Origin of the sequence: Flavisphingomonas formosensis (assembly GCF_009755815.1) — a bacterium.
Lineage (GTDB): Bacteria > Pseudomonadota > Alphaproteobacteria > Sphingomonadales > Sphingomonadaceae > Flavisphingomonas > Flavisphingomonas formosensis.
Map to the genome: position 1 here is coordinate 673,841 of NZ_WRPK01000002.1, position 18,027 is coordinate 691,867.

At 67.4% G+C, this 18,027-nt stretch carries 25 protein-coding genes; 11 read left to right on the plus strand and 14 right to left on the minus strand.

Going from position 1 to position 18,027, the window contains the following annotated elements:
• Window positions 1-8 precede the first annotated feature (8 nt).
• From hrpB to GQY20_RS09075, 4 genes are all read right to left on the minus strand, one after another.
• Window positions 9-2,480 (minus strand): ATP-dependent helicase HrpB, encoded by a 2,472-nt coding sequence (gene hrpB / locus GQY20_RS09060; RefSeq protein ID WP_157216714.1) that lies wholly within the window; start codon window positions 2,478-2,480, stop codon window positions 9-11.
• The gene (locus GQY20_RS09065) at window positions 2,477-2,938 is read right to left on the minus strand and encodes a cupin domain-containing protein (protein WP_157216715.1); all 462 of its coding nucleotides are present in this window, start codon (window positions 2,936-2,938) and stop codon (window positions 2,477-2,479) included. Before GQY20_RS09065 ends, hrpB begins: the two co-directional genes overlap by 4 nt.
• A 158-nt stretch (window positions 2,939-3,096) precedes the next feature.
• Window positions 3,097-3,747 (minus strand): hypothetical protein, encoded by a 651-nt coding sequence (locus GQY20_RS09070; RefSeq protein ID WP_157216716.1) that lies wholly within the window; start codon window positions 3,745-3,747, stop codon window positions 3,097-3,099.
• 35 nt (window positions 3,748-3,782) lie between these two features.
• The gene (locus GQY20_RS09075; protein WP_157216717.1) at window positions 3,783-4,004 is read right to left on the minus strand and encodes a hypothetical protein; all 222 of its coding nucleotides are present in this window, start codon (window positions 4,002-4,004) and stop codon (window positions 3,783-3,785) included.
• A gap of 96 nt (window positions 4,005-4,100) precedes the next feature.
• On the opposite strand from GQY20_RS09075, the gene GQY20_RS09080 reads away from it, so the two are divergent.
• The 9 genes from GQY20_RS09080 (at window position 4,101) to GQY20_RS09120 (ending at window position 9,514) form a co-directional block, all read left to right on the plus strand.
• Entirely contained in the window at window positions 4,101-4,604 is a 504-nt protein-coding gene (locus GQY20_RS09080) for a hypothetical protein (protein WP_157216718.1), read from the plus strand.
• 82 nt (window positions 4,605-4,686) lie between these two features.
• On the plus strand, window positions 4,687-4,890 hold the full coding sequence (locus tag GQY20_RS09085; protein WP_157216719.1) for a hypothetical protein: 204 nt from the start codon (window positions 4,687-4,689) through the stop codon (window positions 4,888-4,890).
• A gap of 3 nt (window positions 4,891-4,893) precedes the next feature.
• On the plus strand, window positions 4,894-5,289 hold the full coding sequence (locus GQY20_RS09090) for an MAPEG family protein (RefSeq protein ID WP_157216720.1): 396 nt from the start codon (window positions 4,894-4,896) through the stop codon (window positions 5,287-5,289).
• 77 nt (window positions 5,290-5,366) lie between these two features.
• The gene (locus GQY20_RS09095) at window positions 5,367-6,101 is read left to right on the plus strand and encodes a hypothetical protein (RefSeq protein WP_157216721.1); all 735 of its coding nucleotides are present in this window, start codon (window positions 5,367-5,369) and stop codon (window positions 6,099-6,101) included.
• A gap of 328 nt (window positions 6,102-6,429) precedes the next feature.
• On the plus strand, window positions 6,430-6,807 hold the full coding sequence (crcB, locus tag GQY20_RS09100) for a fluoride efflux transporter CrcB (RefSeq protein WP_157216722.1): 378 nt from the start codon (window positions 6,430-6,432) through the stop codon (window positions 6,805-6,807).
• Complete coding sequence (locus tag GQY20_RS09105) at window positions 6,804-7,925, plus strand: RluA family pseudouridine synthase (protein WP_157216723.1); 1,122 nt, start codon at window positions 6,804-6,806, stop codon at window positions 7,923-7,925. The genes crcB and GQY20_RS09105 overlap by 4 nt, the downstream gene beginning before the upstream one ends.
• A gap of 16 nt (window positions 7,926-7,941) precedes the next feature.
• Window positions 7,942-8,601 carry an HAD-IA family hydrolase gene (locus GQY20_RS09110; protein WP_157216724.1) on the plus strand — a complete coding sequence of 220 codons (660 nt, stop codon included), beginning with the start codon at window positions 7,942-7,944 and terminating at the stop codon, window positions 8,599-8,601.
• Window positions 8,598-8,831: a hypothetical protein gene (locus GQY20_RS09115; RefSeq protein WP_157216725.1), complete on the plus strand. Its 234-nt coding sequence runs from the start codon at window positions 8,598-8,600 to the stop codon at window positions 8,829-8,831. The genes GQY20_RS09110 and GQY20_RS09115 overlap by 4 nt, the downstream gene beginning before the upstream one ends.
• Window positions 8,828-9,514, plus strand: coding sequence for an ATP12 family chaperone protein (locus GQY20_RS09120; protein WP_157216726.1), 687 nt, complete (start codon window positions 8,828-8,830; stop codon window positions 9,512-9,514). The genes GQY20_RS09115 and GQY20_RS09120 overlap by 4 nt, the downstream gene beginning before the upstream one ends.
• On the opposite strand, the gene GQY20_RS09125 is transcribed toward GQY20_RS09120, so the two are convergent.
• Window positions 9,500-10,057: a hypothetical protein gene (locus GQY20_RS09125; protein ID WP_157216727.1), complete on the minus strand. Its 558-nt coding sequence runs from the start codon at window positions 10,055-10,057 to the stop codon at window positions 9,500-9,502. The two genes, GQY20_RS09120 and GQY20_RS09125, sit on opposite strands and share 15 nt — an antisense overlap.
• 100 nt (window positions 10,058-10,157) lie before the next feature.
• On the minus strand, window positions 10,158-10,538 hold the full coding sequence (locus GQY20_RS09130) for a hypothetical protein (protein ID WP_157216728.1): 381 nt from the start codon (window positions 10,536-10,538) through the stop codon (window positions 10,158-10,160).
• A 132-nt stretch (window positions 10,539-10,670) separates the two neighbouring features.
• Between GQY20_RS09130 and GQY20_RS09135 the strand changes: the two genes are divergently transcribed.
• A complete protein-coding gene (locus tag GQY20_RS09135) occupies window positions 10,671-11,669 on the plus strand; it encodes an adenosine kinase (RefSeq protein ID WP_157216729.1) in 999 nt (332 codons plus the stop codon).
• 37 nt (window positions 11,670-11,706) lie between these two features.
• On the opposite strand, the gene GQY20_RS09140 is transcribed toward GQY20_RS09135, so the two are convergent.
• From GQY20_RS09140 to hisB, 8 genes are all read right to left on the minus strand, one after another.
• Window positions 11,707-13,305, minus strand: a complete 1,599-nt coding sequence (locus tag GQY20_RS09140; RefSeq protein ID WP_157216730.1) for an amino acid permease — start codon at window positions 13,303-13,305, stop codon at window positions 11,707-11,709.
• Window positions 13,306-13,456: 151 nt separating this feature from the next.
• The gene (locus GQY20_RS09145; protein WP_157216731.1) at window positions 13,457-13,834 is read right to left on the minus strand and encodes a histidine triad nucleotide-binding protein; all 378 of its coding nucleotides are present in this window, start codon (window positions 13,832-13,834) and stop codon (window positions 13,457-13,459) included.
• 4 nt (window positions 13,835-13,838) lie between these two features.
• Entirely contained in the window at window positions 13,839-14,159 is a 321-nt protein-coding gene (locus tag GQY20_RS09150; protein ID WP_157216732.1) for a phosphoribosyl-ATP diphosphatase, read from the minus strand.
• Between the two features lie 48 nt (window positions 14,160-14,207).
• Window positions 14,208-14,525 carry a hypothetical protein gene (locus GQY20_RS32075; RefSeq protein WP_198350884.1) on the minus strand — a complete coding sequence of 106 codons (318 nt, stop codon included), beginning with the start codon at window positions 14,523-14,525 and terminating at the stop codon, window positions 14,208-14,210.
• Between the two features lie 186 nt (window positions 14,526-14,711).
• Window positions 14,712-15,473: an imidazole glycerol phosphate synthase subunit HisF gene (gene hisF, locus GQY20_RS09160; protein ID WP_157216733.1), complete on the minus strand. Its 762-nt coding sequence runs from the start codon at window positions 15,471-15,473 to the stop codon at window positions 14,712-14,714.
• Window positions 15,470-16,201, minus strand: coding sequence for a 1-(5-phosphoribosyl)-5-[(5-phosphoribosylamino)methylideneamino]imidazole-4-carboxamide isomerase (gene hisA, locus GQY20_RS09165; protein WP_157216734.1), 732 nt, complete (start codon window positions 16,199-16,201; stop codon window positions 15,470-15,472). The genes hisF and hisA overlap by 4 nt, the downstream gene beginning before the upstream one ends.
• Entirely contained in the window at window positions 16,198-16,818 is a 621-nt protein-coding gene (gene hisH, locus GQY20_RS09170; protein ID WP_157216735.1) for an imidazole glycerol phosphate synthase subunit HisH, read from the minus strand. The genes hisA and hisH overlap by 4 nt, the downstream gene beginning before the upstream one ends.
• Window positions 16,811-17,422 carry an imidazoleglycerol-phosphate dehydratase HisB gene (gene hisB, locus GQY20_RS09175; RefSeq protein WP_157216736.1) on the minus strand — a complete coding sequence of 204 codons (612 nt, stop codon included), beginning with the start codon at window positions 17,420-17,422 and terminating at the stop codon, window positions 16,811-16,813. Before hisB ends, hisH begins: the two co-directional genes overlap by 8 nt.
• A gap of 75 nt (window positions 17,423-17,497) precedes the next feature.
• On the opposite strand from hisB, the gene GQY20_RS09180 reads away from it, so the two are divergent.
• Window positions 17,498-17,980, plus strand: a complete 483-nt coding sequence (locus tag GQY20_RS09180; RefSeq protein WP_157216737.1) for an SspB family protein — start codon at window positions 17,498-17,500, stop codon at window positions 17,978-17,980.
• Window positions 17,981-18,027 lie beyond the last annotated feature (47 nt).

The window sequence follows — 18,027 nt, forward strand, 5'->3', positions numbered from 1 at the left end:
GGGATTCGTCAAGCCTTGCCGGCCATGCGGGCATCCGCTTTCTTGGTGCGGAGCGTCGGATCGGCGGCGGCGGGATCGTCGGGCCAGGGGTGACGCGGATAGCGGCCGCGCATCTCCTTCGCCACGGCCGCCCAGCTTCCAGCCCAGAAGCCGGGCAGATCGCGCGTCGTCTGGATCGGCCGGCCGGCGGGCGAAGTCAGCCGCAGCACGAGCGGCACGCGCCCGTCCGCGATCGTCGGATGGCGGGTGAGGCCGAACAGCGCCTGCACGCGCAGTTCCACCGCCGGGCCGCCCTCCGCCGCATAGTCGATCGCATGGCGGCTGCCATAGGGCGAGGCGAACTCGGCCGGCGCGATACGATCGAGCGTGTGGCGGCCATCCCAGCCCAGCCGCGCATCCAGCGCACCGATCAACGCGCCCGGCGCGATGTCGCCGAGCCGTCGCTTGCCCTCCAGCAACGGCGGCAGCCACTCGTCGAGATCGCCCAGCAGCGCCTCGTCGCCAAAATCTCCGGCAAAGCCGTGGCTCGCCGCAAAGGCCATGCGGGCGCGTAGCGCCGCAGCCGAGTCCGGCCAGGGCAGCAGCCCGAGGCCATGTTTGCGCACCCCCTCCAGCAGGGCCTCCGCGATCGCCGCCGGGTCGGGCCGATCGTCCGGCCCTCCGCCGAGCCGAACAGAGCCGAGCCGCCGTTCGCGCCGCGCCTCGACGCCGCCGGTTGCCGCATCGAAGCGGATGCTGCGCAGCGTCTCGATGCGATCGGCGAAAAGCTGCTCGATCGCCGCCTGGTCGATCGGTGCGGCGGAAAGGATGCGGGCTCCGGATGCCGCGCCCTGGATCTCCGCAACGGCCAGCCAGTCCTCGCGTGCAAGCGGCGAAAGCGGATCCAGCCGGAAACCGCGCCCGCCGACCGACAGCCAGTCCTCGCCCGAGGCGCCGCGGCGGCGCGAGATGCGATCGGGGAAAGCCAGCGCCACGCAGGCACCGATCGCTGCATCCTCGTTCCGCGGCCGCTCGCCCACCGGGCCGGCGGCCATGCGCTCCCAGCGCCGCGCGAGCCCGCGCGCAGCCTCCGCCCGCTTGCCGCGTTCGCCCCGCCAGCGCCGCAGCCGAAGCTCGATGTCCGCGTCGTTGCCGCCAAGCCCGCGCTCCGACAGCAGCACCGCGACCTCCGCCGCGCCGCGCAGCCAGCCCCGCTCCCTTGCGGCGAGCATCATGTGGCCCAGCCGGGGCGGCAGCGGCAACCCGGCGATCGCGCGGCCATGCGCCGTCGGCCGCCCATCTGCATCGAGCGCGCCGAGCGCCGCGAGGCGCGCCCGTGCCTCGGCCAGCGCAGCCGGCGGCGGCGGATCGAGCCAGGCGAGCGTCGCGGGATCGCCGACGCCCCAGATCGCACAGTCGAGCAGCAGGGCGGACAGATCCGCCTCCATGATCTCCGGCGGATCGAAGCGCGGCAAGCCTGCCGTCGCGGCCTCCTCCCACAACCGGTACACGGTCCCGGGCGCCTGGCGGCCGGCACGGCCGGCACGTTGCGTGGCGGCAGCTTGGCTCACCCGCTCCGTGACCAGCCGGGTCATCCCCGCCGCACGATCATAGCGCGGACGGCGGGCGAGCCCCGAATCGACGACGATGCGCACCCCGTCGAGCGTCAGACTGGTCTCGGCGATGCTCGTCGCCAGCACGATCTTGCGCATGCCCGCCGCGGCAGGCGCAATCGCGGCGCGCTGCTCGGCGGGATCCAGCGTGCCGTGCAGGCGGTGAAGCGCGATGTCGGCCGGCAATCCGGCCAGCCGCTCGGCCGTTCGCTCGATCTCCGCGACGCCGGGCAGGAAAGCGAGCAGCCCCCCATCGGCTTCGGCCAGTGCCCGCCGTATCGACGCCGCCATTGCATCCTCGATGCGCTGCTCGGCCGATCGGCCGAGATAGCGGATGTCGATCGGATGGCTGCGTCCTTCGCTCTCGATCGTCGGCGCGCCGCCCATCAGCGCGCCGAAACGTACGCCGTCGAGCGTCGCGGACATGGCGACGAGGCGGAGCTCCGGACGTAGCGCGGCCTTTGCGTCGAGCGCGAGGGCGAGACCGAAATCGCTGTCCAGACTGCGCTCGTGCACCTCGTCGAACAGCACGGCCGAAACGCCCGGCAGCTCGGGATCGGCCTGGATCCGGTTGCGGAAGATGCCCTCGGTCAGCACCAATATGCGGGTCTCCCGCGACTGGCGGCTGTCGAGCCGCGTGGCATAGCCGATCCGGCCGCCCACCGGCTCGCCGGCCAGCGCTGCCATCCGCTCGGCCGCCGCCCGCGCTGCGAGCCGGCGCGGCGACAGGAGCAGGATCTGCCCATCGCACCAGGGTTCGGCCAGTAAGGCCGGCGCCACCGCCGTCGTCTTGCCGGCGCCGGGAGGCGCCACGAGAACGGCATTGCTCCCGCCACGCAGGGCGGCAAGCAGATCGGGAAGGACGGCATGGATCGGAAGGTCGCTCACCGCCCTCCCTTAGCGACGTCTGCCCCTATTGCGCGAGCTGGCTGCCACCCCTCCGGCGCCAGGCTGAAACCAGCGAATTCGAAACCTGGGCTGACGATGCAGGATACCAGCGTCCAATCCCGATCCGCCACCGCCGCCTGCCATTCGCCGGGATGGATGAGATGCTGCGGCGTCTCGCCAGCCAGTACGTCGCCGCCCAGCCGCACCATATGCGGGGGAGCCGCTTCGTCCCACGTCTTCAGGAGCAGCGGGCTGCCCGCATGCCAAAGCCAAAGTTCCGCCGCATCGACGCGGTGCCAGTGCGATTTTTGGCCGGATTCGAGCAGGAAGAGGATCGCCGTCGCGCTGGCGCGCACGCCAGCCGGCGCATCGGCGCGCCACGTCTCGCGATACCATCCGCCTTCTGGATGAGGCGCGAGGCCAAGCCGCGCGATGATCGCCTGCGCATCGTCTTGCATGCCGCCGATCCTATCGCGCGCCGGCACAAACAAACAGGGCGCGCATCAAGGGAGATGCGCGCCCTGCATTTGGGGCCGCCAGAGGGGGCTGATGGGCGGCTGACGACCATTTGGCTCCGCCATGTTGCGGGCCGATTTCACGGCTGAAATGATCGCACCTATGCTGCGGGCACCGGTTTCAGCTTGGCGGCATCGATATGCCAGCGGCGCTGCTCGGCGGTCGACCCCGGCACGTCGTTCACCCGACGCAGCGTGTAGCTTCCGGTGAAGCGCTGCGCGGTGCCGTCCTTGAGCGTCGCCCTCACCGTCACCGGCACTTCCACGAAGATCGATCCTGCCGCGCCCTCCGGATCACCGGGCGCGCCGACCTCGGCATGGGTCTCTGCAGTCGAGGCGAAACCGGCAGCGAACTGCATCTGCGTCTTGCCGCTGCGTTTGCCGCCGTCCCCCCATAGCGCCCAGGCTTCCCGATATTTGCCCTGCTCGAGCAACGCATAATAGGTCTCGACGACGGTAGCTGCCGCCTGAGCGGAATCGGGTTTCGCCGGCATCTCGGGCAGCGACGCAGCCGCCGTATCGGGCGCGGCGACCGCGGATGCCGCGTCGGCTGCCGCCGCCGTGTCTGCCGCGCTCGGGGTCGCGTCCGGCACGGCCGAATCGGGTCTGCCGGACAGCGCGGATGCCTCGTTGGCCGGACTGTCACCGGCATTGACGACCGTCGCGACCGGCGGCGGCCCGCTCTCATCCTTGCTGGCCGGCTTGCCGCAGGCGGCGAGAGCGAGCGCAAGCGCGATGGGGGTAAGAATCATCCGATGGGTCATGCCGGCGGCAACGTCCGGCCGCCCTATAATATCCCGCCGCCCAGCATCAGCCGCAGCACGCCGATCGCGACGACGACGATGTTGAGGTTGCGACCGCTGGTGTGGCTCGAGAACAGGCCAATGACGAGGCCGATCACGGCCAGCGGAATGATGAACCAGTTCGCCCAGCCGAGCAGCGGGATGAACGCGACCAGCGCGAGCACCAGGCTCACCGCGCCGATGAAGAGGGAGATGAGGTTGAACATGACGCCAATATGGGGGCGCCCTCCCCAGCTTCGCAAGCTCAAACTGTGTTGCCACCATAATACAGCATGGCTAAGCTGTCGGAAAAGGAGAGTAGAATGCGGAGCCTTCCCCTGTCGGCGGCGCTCGCCGCCCTGTTGCTGTCCGGCTGCAACGCGAAGATCAGCGCGAACGATGAGGACAATGGGACGAGCAGCGTCTCGATCAACACGACGGACGGCCAATTCTCGCTCGACACCAAGGATCTCAAGGCCAACATCCAGATGCCGAAGATGGATATGGACGCCGCCCACATGGATGTAGACGGCGTAAAGCTCTATCCGGGCACGAGAGTAAGCGGGATGAACGTGCTGGCCGATGACAGACAACCCGACAGGAAGGACCGGGGCAAGGTCACCATCGTCTTTTCCAGCGGGGACGCGCCGGCAAGGCTGCTTGACTATTATCGCAAGGCCTTCTCGGATCGTGGCTACAGCGTCGCAGTGGCGTCCAGCGGCGACATGGCACTCGCGGCCGCCAAGCCGCCTCACAAGGATGTGCGCGTCGCGCTGCAGCCGGAGGGCGCGGGATCGTCGGGAACGATCGTCTTCACCGGCGAATGATGCGCGCCGGCGCTGTTCTGCGCCGCACCGATGCGGTTACATCTGTTCGCTGGCGGCGTCGCCGCGCAACGGGAGGATGGGGATGAACGCATCGCACCTTATGCTGAAGGCCGGGCTGGCTGCCCTTGCGACCGGCGAACATCGCAAGAGCAGCTTGGTCGTCTGGCAAACGAGAGGCGAAACGCTTATGACGGTGCGCGTGACGAACAACGTCCGCTTCCATCTCGCCGTCAATCGCGGCGGAGCCACCACGCAGGTCACGCCCTGCGCCGGAACGGAGGGCTGAACGGTGCGGATCGAATTCATCCTGCTCGGCGCCACGCTTCTGCTCGCGCTCGTCCACATATTCGCGGCGGCAGGCGCCAAGACCCGCCAATATGGCACCCGATGGAATATGGGCCCTCGCGACGAGAGCCTGCCGCCGCTCGATCCCGTCGCCGGGCGCCTCGCCCGCGCGCAGGCGAATTTCTACGAAACCTTGCCGCTGTTCATCGGGGCGCTGCTCGGCGCGGCTGCAACCGGGCATCTCGGCTGGAAGACGGCCTTGGGCGCGCATCTCTATTTCTGGTCACGCCTCGTCTATCTTCCCGTCTACGCGTTCGGCATTCCGGTGCTTCGTTCGCTGATCTTCATGATCGGCCTCGCGGGCCTCCTGCTGATCGTGTGGGCGATGTTGGCGGGCTGATCATCAGGCCTAACGCTTCTTCAACCACTTGGCCTTATAGGGTGAGCGGGATGGGGCACAATCGAACACGACTAGGCTTGGCCGCGCTCGGCGCCTGCGCGCTGGCGCTTGCCGCCTGCCACGGCAAGGGAGGCGCCAATACCGATCAGCTCGACAATGAGCTGATCGGCAATGCGGGCGACAACCAGACGGATCCCGCGCTGACCAGCGCGCTGGAGGACCAGATCATGGTCGATCCGTCACTGACGCAGCAATCCAACGATCATAGCGCGCGATCGACTGGCGGGCCGGTGCAGGCGCCCATTCCGCCGAGCGCGTCGCTCGTCGTCCCACCCGAACCCACGGCCGGCGGCAAGAAGCTGCAGGCGCCCGCGCCCACGCGACTCGCCCCGGACGGAGGCCGCGGGACGATGACGCTCGGCGCGCTGGCCGAGGAACAGTCGAAATCGCCGAAGGGCGCGACACGCGGCTGTGCGCCGGATCTCGAATATAGCCAGGCCTGGGCACAGCGCCTGCCGCTGGACGTACCGCTCTTCCCCAATGCCGTGGTCAGCGAGGCGGCGGGCGACGACGCGCCCGGCTGCCGCGTCCGCATCGTCAGCTTCTCGACGAGCGCGCCGCTCAAGACGGTGATTGATTTCTATTACACCAAGGCCGTCCGCTCGGGCTTCGATGCACGCCATCTGATGAAGCAGGAGGACCATATCCTGGAGGGCACGCGCGACCTGGACGGCAGCGCCTATTATCTGATCGTCACGCCCCGGGCGAATGGCGGCAGCGACGTCGACCTGATCACCAATATCGGCGACTGACCCCTGGGCGGGGCCCTCGCCGCCGATTTGGGGCGAAAATCCGTCCGCTCCCGCTCGGAGCCGGCAGGCACTGCGTCACATTGCTGTAACCGCGCCGTCACGGAGTTGTGACCGGGGACTGCCAAGGGAAGCCCATGATCCCGGCCCCTGCCTTCCACCGCCGCGCCTCGATGCCACGCCTGCTGCGCCTCATCGCCTGGGCGATGCGCCACTGACCACGCGCCGGGCGCGCCGCCGCCACCGCCCGGGCGCCCGCATTCTGCCATACCGAGCCGCAAAAAGCATCGAGGCGGTTCCGTGGGCGACCAAAGCCCTTTAAGGGCGGCATATGCCACCACTTCTCCTCGTCATGCTGGGCGGCGCCATCGGCGCCGGCTTCCGCTATCATGTCAGCACCATGGCGCTGCGCTTCATGGGCCCGGGCTTTCCCTGGGGCACGTGGATCATCAACCTGCTCGGCGGCTTCCTGATGGGCGTGCTTGCCGGGGTGCTGGCCCGTTCCAGCGAAGGCGGCGAGCAGCTTCGCCTGTTCCTCGGCGTCGGCGTGCTCGGCGGCTTCACCACCTTCTCCGCCTTCAGCCTGGAGACGTTCAACATGCTCCAGCGCGGCGAGCCCGTGATGGCCGTCGCCTATGCGGTCTCCTCGGTCACCGGATCGGTGCTGATGCTGATCGGGGGCGTCTATATGGTAAGGGCCCTGGCATGAGCGAAACTTCCGCCAAATCCTCCGCCCCCGCCGGCGACGTCCGCCAGTTCACCGTCGGCGCGGACGACGACGGCATCCGGCTGGACCGCTGGTTCAAGCGGCACATGCCGGATACCAGCTTCAACGTCGTGTCCCGCTGGGCGCGCACCGGCCAGCTCCGCGTGGACGGCAAACGCGCCACCCCGGGCGACCGGATCGAAGCCGGCCAGCAGATCCGCGTGCCTCCGGCCGAGGCCCCCGCGCCTGCCACCGCGCGGCCGAAGCGCGAACGCCCGCCACTCAGCGCCGACGAGATCGATTTCGCACAGAGCATGGTCATCCATCGCGACAAGGCGGCGCTGGTGGTCAACAAGCCGCCTGGCCTTGCGACCCAGGGCGGCACCAAGACCGAAAAGCATCTCGACGGCCTGCTGGACGCCTTGCAGTTCGAAGCGGAAGGGCGGCCCAAGCTGGTCCATCGACTCGACAAGGATACGTCGGGCGCGCTGCTGCTGGCGCGCAATGCCCGCGCCGCCGGCCATTTCGCCAAGGCATTCTCCAGCCGCACGGCCCGCAAGGTCTATTGGGCGCTGATCACCGGCGTACCCTCGATCGAGGATGGCATGATCGAATTGCCGATTGCCAAGCAGCCGGGCACCGGCGGCGAGAAGATGCATGTCGACGAAAAGGAGGGCCTGCCTGCGCGCACCCGCTATCGCGTGATCGAGCGCGCGGGCAATCGCGCAGCCTGGGTTGAGCTGCAACCCTATACCGGCCGCACCCATCAGCTGCGCGTGCATCTGGCGGCAATCGGGCATCCGATCGTCGGCGACGGAAAATATGGCGGGCCGGACGCGTTTCTGAGCGGCGGGATAAGCCGCAAGATGCATCTGCATGCGCGGCGCATCCGCGTCGACCATCCCGATGGCGGCACGATCGACGTGACGGCCGACCTGCCCGGCCATATCGCCGAAAGCCTCGGCCATCTCGGCTTCGACGTCGCGCTTGGCGATGCATTGCCGCTGGATGAGGTGAAATTCTCCGAAACCGCGGAAGGCAAGCGGCGCGCCGTCACCGCCGCCGCCAAGGCACGCCGCAAGGAACGCCGCGGCGAACGGCGCGGGCGGGGACGCGGCTGATGCACGAGACCGGGCAATGAATCGCCTCGCCGTGTTCGATTGCGACGGCACGCTGGTCGATTCGGCAGCCAACATCTGCCTGGCGATGGAAGCCTGCTTCGCGAAGGCGGAGCTGCCTCTGCCGCCGCGCCGCCTCACCCGCCGGGTCGTAGGGCTCAGCCTGGTCGAGGCGGTCCGCACGCTGCACCCCGATGCCCCGCACGATCGTCACGTCGGAATGGCGGAGGATTATAAGCAGGCCTTCCACGATCTGCGCAGCCGCGGGCTGGTCGCCGAGCCGCTGTTCGACGGGATCGCCGAGGCGATCGCACGGATCGAAACCGCAGGCTGGCTGCTCGGCGTCGCCACCGGCAAGTCCGATCGCGGCCTCGGCTTCTGCCTCGATCACAACCGAATCGCGCATCATTTCGTGACGCTGCAGACGGCCGACCGCCATCCTTCCAAACCCCATCCCTCCATGCTGGAGGCGGCTATGGCGGAGGCCGGCGCAGAGCCGGCGACGACGGTGATGATCGGCGACACCGCCTTCGACATCGGCATGGCCAAGCAGGCCGGCGTCACCGCGATCGGCGTCGCCTGGGGCTATCACGAGCCTGCCGAGCTGTTCGCCGAGGGCGCCGACCATGTGGTGAGCGACCCGCGCGAGCTGCCGCCCCTGCTGGAGTCGCTGCGATGACGCCATCGGACGAGAGCCACGCGGCCCGGCTGCGCTATCGGCTGATCGTTGCCTGCCATCTAGCCGGCACCGCCCTCGCCTTGTTCGGGCTGGTGGTCTGGTACGGCGATCTGCTGCAAGTCGGCGGCTGGCCGGAGCTCGGCATCGCTCTGTTCCTCGCCGGCATCGTCGCGACATTCGGCCTGCCTCGCCTGCTGGCCCGCCGCTGGAGAAGCCCGCCTGCGCCATGAAACGTTTCTACAAGACAGTCGCGATCGGCGATGACCGGTCCATCCTGCTCGACGGGCGGAGCGTTAAGACCCCAGCCCGCCAGCCGCTGATGCTGCCCGGCGCGGCGCTGGCCGAGGCCGTCGCGGAGGAATGGCGTGCGCAAGGCGAGACGATCGATCCGCGCACGATGCCACTCACCGGCCTCGCCAATGCCGCGATCGATCGCGTCGCGCCGGATCCCGACGCATTTACCGCCACGCTGGCACCCTATGCCGAGACGGACCTGCTCTGCTATCGCGCCGACGAGCCGGCGGATCTGGTCGCCCGCCAGGCCGAAGCCTGGGACCCGTTGCTAGAATGGGCACGCGGCCGCTACGACATCGGCTTCGAGGTCGTGACCGGCATCGTCCATCGCGCCCAGCATGAAGCGACCGTCGCGCGCCTCGCGGCCGCGCTGGCCGCGTGCGATCCGTTCCGTCTTGCCGCCCTGTCCCCGCTGGTCACGATCGGCGGCTCGCTCGTCGCCGCGTTGGCGCTGGCGGAGGGCCGGATCGAGGCCGGCACGGCCTTCGAGGCGACCCATCTCGACGAGCTGTGGCAGGCCGAGCAATGGGGCGAGGATCCGTTCGCGGCCGACGCACGCGCCGCGCGCCGCAGGGATTTCGAGGCCGCAGCCCGCTTCCTCGCGCTACTGGACGGTTGAACCGTTCGGCAGGAACCAGCGCGCGATCACGATGCCCGCAGCCGCCAGCATCGCGACGCTGCCGACGAAGGAATAAATGGCATAGCGCCAATCCTGGTGCATCCAGATCGGGTCGGAAAAGAGGGTAAGCGCGCTTGCCCCGACCGAGAAGAGCAGCAGCAGCCGCATGCGGGAGGCGAAGTCGGTCACGCGGCCGGCGATACCGAGCAGCGCAAAGCCGAGGATCAGCGCGACGATCCATTCATGGACGAAGCCCGCCACCACCACCGCCATGCTGGAGGAGGAAAAGCCGAGGCTGTTGTAATGCACCACCGCGATCGGGCCCTTGCCATAAAGCACGGCGCCAGGCGCGGTCATCGGCGAGGGGACGACATAGGTGCCGGTTCCCGGCAGATTCTGCGCCAGCGCCACCTGTATCGCCGCATTCGGAGCGTCGCCTGCGGTCGAAAGGCCGACTAGCTGCAGCGGCGTCGCGAAGAAGAGAAATCCCACGACGAACATCGCCACCGCCCCGGCAAGGCTGCCGATCACCATCCGGATCATGTCGTCCTCCCCTGTTGGGTGCCACGAGGCTATATGAGGCGATAACGCTGCGGAAGGATAAAGGTTTGCCTACGCGCCGAAAGGCGCGGCGCGAAGCCGCTCAGCGCGCCTCCTTGCGCCGGCTCAGTGCCGCCACGCAGGAGGCGCGATCGACATCCTCACCATTGGGCATGCGCGCGTCGACATAGGTGACGACCGCCTCGGCACCCTGGCCGGGCGGATAGAGATAAGCATCGAGCACGCAGACAGAGCTCGCAAATTGCAGCCGCCGCGCCCCGCTCTGCTCGCGCAGGTCCTGATCGGGCGTGCCGAACAAGGCCATGAGCGAGCGCGCATCTTTGCCCATCACCCGTTCGAGCCCGGCGATCGGAAGCGCCGCCTTGGGCGGCGGCCCGGCCGTCTTCGGCGGGGTTTCCGGCGCGCACGCCGACAATAGCGTCAGGACGGCGAACCCGCCGGAAAGAACCAGTGATCGTGCCATAGATCATCCTACCCGATTGGTACTCACCCGAGCCAGGCCGTGCCTTCACGCCAGACGCATCGCACACGCATTGCGTCGCATCGATCCCGCGTCTAGGCGCGGCCTGTGCAAACAGGCGGATGGAGCGACGGCGTGAGCGAAGCAACCCTCGATATCGTGGCGATCGGCAATGCCATCGTGGACGTGATTGCGCGAGCAGACGATGCGTTCATCGATCGCGAAGGCATCGCCAAGGGATCGATGCGGTTGATCGACACGGAAACCGCCGAGGGACTCTACGGCCGCATGGCGCCCGGCATAGAGGCGAGCGGCGGTTCGGCCGCGAACACGGTGGCCGGCATCGCCGCGCTGGGCGGCAAGTGCGGCTTCATCGGCCAGGTGGCGCAGGACCAGCTCGGCGAAGTGTTTGCACATGACATCCGGGCGCTGGGCGTCGCCTTCCGCACCGCGGCGCGCGCGGGCGATCCGCCGACGGCCCGCTGCCTGATCCTGGTGACCCCCGATGGACAGCGCACGATGAACACCTATCTCGGCGCATCGCAATATCTGCCGGAGGAAGCGATCGATCGCGATCTGATCGCGTCGGCAGAGATTCTCTATCTCGAAGGCTATTTGTGGGATCCGGAGCAGCCGCGCGCCGCGATGCGCGCCGCGATCGAGATCGCGCACGGCGCCGGCCGCAAAGTCGCCTTCAGCCTCTCCGACGCCTTCTGCATCGAGCGGCACCGCGCCGATTTCCGCGCGCTCATCGCCGATGGCGATGTCGACATCCTGTTCGCGAACGAAGCCGAGATCCTGTCACTCAACGAGACCGACGATTTCGAGGCGGCGGTTTCCGCAACGGCGCAGCAGGTGCCGACGCTCGTCGTCACCCGCTCCGAAAAGGGCGCGCTGGCGGTGAAGGATGGAGAACGCTTCCAAGTGCCGGCCGAACCGATCGACCAGATCGTCGACACCACCGGCGCCGGCGACCTGTTCGCCGCCGGCTTCCTCGCCGGGCAGGCCAAGGGGCTGGACGTCACCGACAGCCTCACCATGGGCGCGATCGCCGCGGCCGAGGTGATTTCCCATTTCGGCGCCCGGCCCGAATCCGACATCAAGACGCTGATCGCCCGCCGCCTCGGCGCCTGAAAACGGAAGCCCCGGGCAGATGGCCCGGGGCAACCACTTATGCGATCGGCGGCACGGGTTGCGGCGGTGCGTCGGCATCCTCCTCATGCACTTCGACGATGCCGAGGCCGACATGGCTGCGGCGCATCGAATAGCCAAAATAGATGAAGAGACCGATGATCGCCCAGACCGGGAACACGATCATCGCGGCCGGCGGCAGATAGAAGAACAGCAGCAAGCAGCCGGCCGCGGCCAGCGGGGCCACGATCCAGACCAGCGGCGTGCGGAAGACTCGCCTGCGATTCGGCTCCGTCCGCCGAAGAATCATCACAGCGATCGCGACGAAGAAGAAGGCGCAGAGCGTGCCTGAGTTCGAAATATCGGCCAGCTTGCCCACGGGGAAGAAAGCGGCCGCGATCGCGACCGCGATACCGGTGACGATCGTGATGACGTGCGGCGTCTTGTACTTCGGATGCACCGCGCTGAACCGCTTTGGCAGCAGGCCGTCACGCGACATCACGAAGAAGATGCGGGTCTGGCCGAACATCATCATCAGGATCACCGACGGCAGCGCGAACCCGGCTGCCAGGCCGAGCAGGTTGCCGACCGCGGGATGCCCGATCGAGCGCAGCACATGAGCCAGCGCCTCCTTGGAACAGACCAGCGGATTTGTGCCCGCTGCCGCGAGGCTCGCACATTTTCCGGCGAGCTCCGCTGAACCCGGCGAGATCATCGCGCCATTGGCTTCCATCACCGGCTGGGCGCCGAACGAGCCGACGGCACCCGCCGCGACCAGCATGTAGAGAATGGTGCAGATCACGAGACTGCCGATCAATCCGATCGGCACGTTGCGTTGCGGATTCTTGGTTTCCTCCGCCGCGGTCGAGACCGCATCAAACCCGACGAAGGCGAAGAAGATGGAAGAAGCCGCCCCGATCACGCCCACGCTGCCGAGCGGGGCAAACGGGACGAAATGATCCATCTGGATCAAGGGCACCGCGAAGGCGATGAACAGCAGCAGCGCTGCCAGCTTGATGGCGACGAGCGCGGCGTTGACCGTCGCACTCTCCTTGGTGCCGATCACGAGCAGCCAGGTCACAAGCCCCGCGATGAGCACCGCGGGAAAATTGACGATCCCGCCGACTTCAGCGGCCTTGAGAAGATCCGGAGTCGCTTCCATGCCGATCGCCATCTGCATCCGCGCGATCAGCCCATCGCCATTCGCGATGACGTCGGGCACATGGATGCCCAGCAGATGATCGAGCAGGCCGACGATATAGCCCGACCAGCCGACCGCCACGGCGCTCGCGGCGACGGCATATTCGAGCACCAGCGCCCAACCGACGATCCAGGCCAGAAATTCGCCCAGCACGGCATAGGTGTAGGTATATGCCGAACCCGAAACCGGCACCATCGCAGCGAGCTCGGCATAGCAGAGTGCCGCGACACCGCATACGAAAGCAGCCAGAAGGAAGCTGATCATCATCGCCGGACCGGCCTTCTGCGCGGCCTCGGCCGTCAGCACGAAGATGCCCGTACCGATGATGCCGCCGATGCCCAGCATGGTGAGCTGGAACGGCCCTAGCGATCGGTGCAGCGATTTCTTTTCAGCAGTAGCGAGGATGGCATCGAGCGACTTTACGCGCCAGAAAATCATGGATGTCCCCTGCGGCCGGCCGCACTGTGTGGCCCGGACCATATTGGGAGGGCAGCCTAACCGCTAATCCTGCACGCGCAATAGGCTTGCGGCGCCCTGTAACGGGCATTTGCGCCGTTACATCCGGTCGTAACAGGAGCGGGAAAGCGCGCTATTCGGGAACCATCGCGTAGAATTGGCGTCCGCCGAAAAGATGGACGTGAAGGTGCGGCACCTCCTGATGGCCGTGCTGTCCGACATTGGCGAGCATGCGATAACCCGGCTCGACCAGCCCCTCCTGCCGCGCCACCGCGCCAACCGCGCGGATGAAGTGGGCGATCTCCTCGTCCGAGGCCTTGGCGCTGAAATCGTCCCAGGAGACATAGCGCCCCTTGGGAATGACGAGGATATGCACCGGCGCCTGCGGATTGATGTCGTGGAAGGCGAGCGCATGCGCATCCTCATAAACTTTCCGGCACGGCAGCTCACCGCGCAGGATGCGGGCGAAGACATTGCCGTCATCATAGGCGGCGGTGGGATCGATCGGCATGGGCTCAGCTCTCCTTGCGCGCGGCCTTTTCGGCAAGGCCGGACGTTCCTTCGCGCCGCTCCAGCTCCGCCAGCACCTCGGCGAGCGGCACATCCATGTCGGCGAGCAGAACGAGCAGATGGAACAGCAGGTCCGCCGATTCGGAGGTGACGGCAGCGCGATCCCCCTCGATCGCCGCAATCACTGTCTCGACGGCTTCTTCACCCACCTTCTGGGCGATCTTGCCCCGGCCCCTGGCCGTCAGCTTGGCGACATAGGAAAGCGCCGGATCGGAGACCCGGCGCTTGGCGATCGTATCTTCCAGTTTTTCGAGCGTTCCGGCCATGCCGCCCTTTGACGCGGGGACGGCCGGAGCGCAACCGTCCTGAACCGATCAGCTCGTCCGGCGGCGACGGCTGCTGCGGCGGCCGATCACCAGGCCGGCAATGCCGGCGGCGAACAGCGCGAAATCGGCAGGCTCGGGTACCGGCGTGCCGCCGCTGCTGCTCGACGTGGTCGTGCCACCCGAGGTGGACGACGTGGTCGTGCCGCCCGAGGTGGACGACGTGCTGGTCGTTCCGCAATGCTTCTTGCAGGTGCCGCCGGAAGAGCTCCAGCCGCCAGAGGAGATGAAACCGGCCGATGCCGGGGTGGTGCCTGCCAAGGCGACGGCGATGGCCGACGCCACGGCCGCGGTGCGAAGATTGATCATGCCGAACCCCTGCTCACTAAGGTTACGCAAATATTTACCTGTCGGTGGCCTGGCATGTGCAAGCACCTCGCCAGTTTACAGGATTCGCGAAATTCCGCGCTGCAAAAAGGTTAACACGAAGATATGTCAATTGGTTAATGTAAATCTAACCGACAGATACGTGACATTTCCGTCGTTCGGACGCGCTCAGCTGCGGACGGGGAGGCCGGCGCTGCGCAGTGCAGCATGCGCCTCGGCAATGCTGTGCTGACCGAAATGGAAGATGGAAGCGGCCAGAACGGCGCTGGCATGGCCCTCGGTAATGCCCTGCACGAGATGGTCGAGCGTGCCGACACCGCCGCTTGCGATCACCGGTATCGAGACCTGGTCGGAAATGATCCGGATCAGCTCCAGATCATAGCCGTCGCGGGTGCCGTCCCGGTCCATCGAGGTCACCAGCAATTCTCCCGCGCCGCGCGAGGCCAGTTCGCGCGCATGGGCTACGGCATCGATGCCGGTGGGCTTTCGGCCGCCATGGGTGAACACTTCCCAGCGGCCAGGCGCGACACGGCGCGCATCGACGGCGCCGACGACGCACTGGCTGCCGAAGCGCTCGGCGAGGTCGGCGACCAGTGCGGGGCGCGCTACCGCGGCGGAGTTGATCGCCACCTTGTCGGCGCCGGCCAGCAGCAGGGCGCGGCCGTCTTCGACCGACCGCACGCCGCCGCCTACGGTGAGCGGCATGAAGCACACCGCCGCGGTACGGGCGACGACGTCCAGGATCGTGCCGCGCTCCTCATGGCTGGCGGTGATGTCGAGGAAGCAGAGCTCGTCCGCGCCGGCCGCATCATAGACCCGCGCCTGCTCCACCGGATCGCCGGCATCGGCGAGATCGACGAAGTTGACGCCTTTCACGACGCGACCGCCGGCGACGTCGAGACAGGGAATGACGCGGGCCCGAACGCTCATCCGCGTGCCACCTTGAGCGCGGCAGCCAGGCTGAGCCGCCCGTCGTAGAGCGCGCGTCCGGTGATCACGCCTTCAATTCCCTCGGAGCTTGCTCGGGCAAGCTCGAGAATGTCGGTGATGTCGGCGACGCCACCGCTGGCGATCACCGGGATCGACGTCCGCCGCGCGAGCGCCACCGTCGCCTTGACGTTGCAGCCCTTGAGCAGCCCGTCGCGGCCTACGTCGGTAAAGAGCAGCGCAGCGACGCCGGCATCGGCGAAGCGAGCGGCGAGATCCGCCACCGCGATATCGGATACCTCCGCCCAGCCATGCGTCGCGACGAAGCCGTCGCGCGCATCGACACCGACCACGATCCGTCCGGGCAGATCTCGCGCCGCGCCCTTCACGAAATCGGGATCGGTGAGCGCGGCGGTGCCGATCACCACCCGGTCGATCCCGAGCGCTAACCAGCGATCGATCGCCGCCCGGTCGCGAATACCGCCGCCCAGCTGCACCTTGCCGGGAAAGGCCCTGACGATCGCCTCGACCGCCTGGGGATTGACCGATTTGCCGGCAAAGGCGCCGTCGAGATCGACGACATGGAGGTGATCCGCCCCATCTTCGGCGAAGCGCCGGGCCTGTGCGGCGGGATCGTCTCCATAGACGGTGGCCCGATCCATATCCCCCTCGGCCAGACGCACCACCTGGCCGCCCTTGAGGTCGATGGCTGGAAACACGATCAGGCTCAAGGCCGCCACTCCAGGAAACGGGCGAGGAAGGCGAGGCCATAGGCCTGGCTCTTCTCAGGATGGAATTGGGCACCAACCATGTTGCCGCGGCCGATCGCCGCGACGACGGGGCCGCCATGGTCGGTGATCGCCAGCACGTCGGCCGGATCGGTCGCCGCAAAGGCATAGCTGTGCAAATAATAGGCCTCGCCGGGCACGATCATCGCGTGCGGACGGACCGGCACCACGTCGTTCCAGCCCATATGCGGCACCTTCAGCGCGGGATCGGTCGGTTCCAGCCGGCCGACCGTACCCCCGATCCAGCCGAGCCCGCGATGGATGCCATGCTCCTCACCACGGTCCGCCATGAGTTGCATTCCGACGCAGATACCCAGGAATGGCCGGCCGGCGCGCAGCACCGCCTCCTCCATCGCCTCGACCATGCCGCCAATCGCCGACAGCGCGCCCATGCAGGCCGCAAAGGCGCCGACGCCCGGCAGCACGACCCGGTCCGCCGCGCGAACGTCGGCGGGATCCGAGGTGACCGCGATCGATTCGGCCCCGGCAGCGCGAAGAGCATTCTCGACCGAACGAAGATTGCCCGCGCCATAGTCGACGAGCGCGATGCGCTCAGCCATCGGCTTCGGCTCCCCCGCCCAGCGTGCCCTTGGTCGAAGGAATCGCATCCGCCTTGCGCGGATCGATTTCTACGGCCGCGCGCAGAGCGCGTGCCAGCGCCTTATAGGCGCTTTCAACGATATGGTGGTTGTTGCGCCCGTACAGCGTCTCGACATGCAGGGTGATGCCGGCGGCCTGGGCGAAGCTGTGGAACCAGTGCTCGAACATCTCGGTATCCATTTCGCCCAGCCGCGGCTGGCTGAATTCCGTGCGCCAGACCAGGAAGGGGCGGCCTGAGATGTCGATCGCGACGCGGGTCAGCGTTTCGTCCATCGGCGCATAGGCATGGCCGTACCGGGTGATGCCGCGCTTGTCGCCGAGCGCCTTGGCGAACGCCTCGCCGAGCGCGATCGCGCTGTCCTCGGTGGTGTGGTGCGGATCGATGTGCAGATCGCCCGTCACCGTCATCCGGATATCGATCAGCGAATGACGCGAGAGCTGTTCGACCATATGGTCGAGGAAACCGATGCCCGTCGAAACGCTGTAGGCGCCGGTGCCGTCGAGATCGATTTCGATCGCGACATCGGTCTCGCTGGTCTTGCGATGGATGGAGGCGGTCCGCATGGCGCGCCGCTATAGCGCGATCGGCACGCTTCGCAATGTCTTGACCCTTTCCGCCCCAGCGTTCACCTAGCAACCATGAGCGAGCAGACGCCCGACAGCCTGATTCCCTACGACGAGATCGTCCAGGAGGCGCTCCGCGCCGTGGTCGGTCGCGTGCTCGGAGAAGTGCAGCAAAATGGTGGCCTGCCCGGCAACCACCATTTCTACATCACCTTCAAGACGACGGCGCCGGGGGTCGACATTCCCAAGCACCTCGTGGAGCGCTTCCCCGACGAGATGACGATCGTCATCCAGAATCGCTTCTGGGATCTGAAGGTGGGCAAGGACGGCTTCGAGGTCGGCCTCAGCTTCAACCAGGTGCCCGCACGCCTGGCCATTCCGTTCGCTGCGGTGACCGGCTTCGTCGATCCCGCCGTGAATTTCGCCCTGCAATTCCAGGCACATGTCGAAGAAGAGGCGGACGAGCCGACCGAAAAGGCCGAGAACGACCACCCGATCGCGCAACCGGTCGAGGACGGATCGAACGTCGTTTCGGTGGATTTCACCCGCAAGAAATAATCCAGATTCCCCTCCCTCGCTTGCGGGAAAGGGTCGGGGAGGCGCCG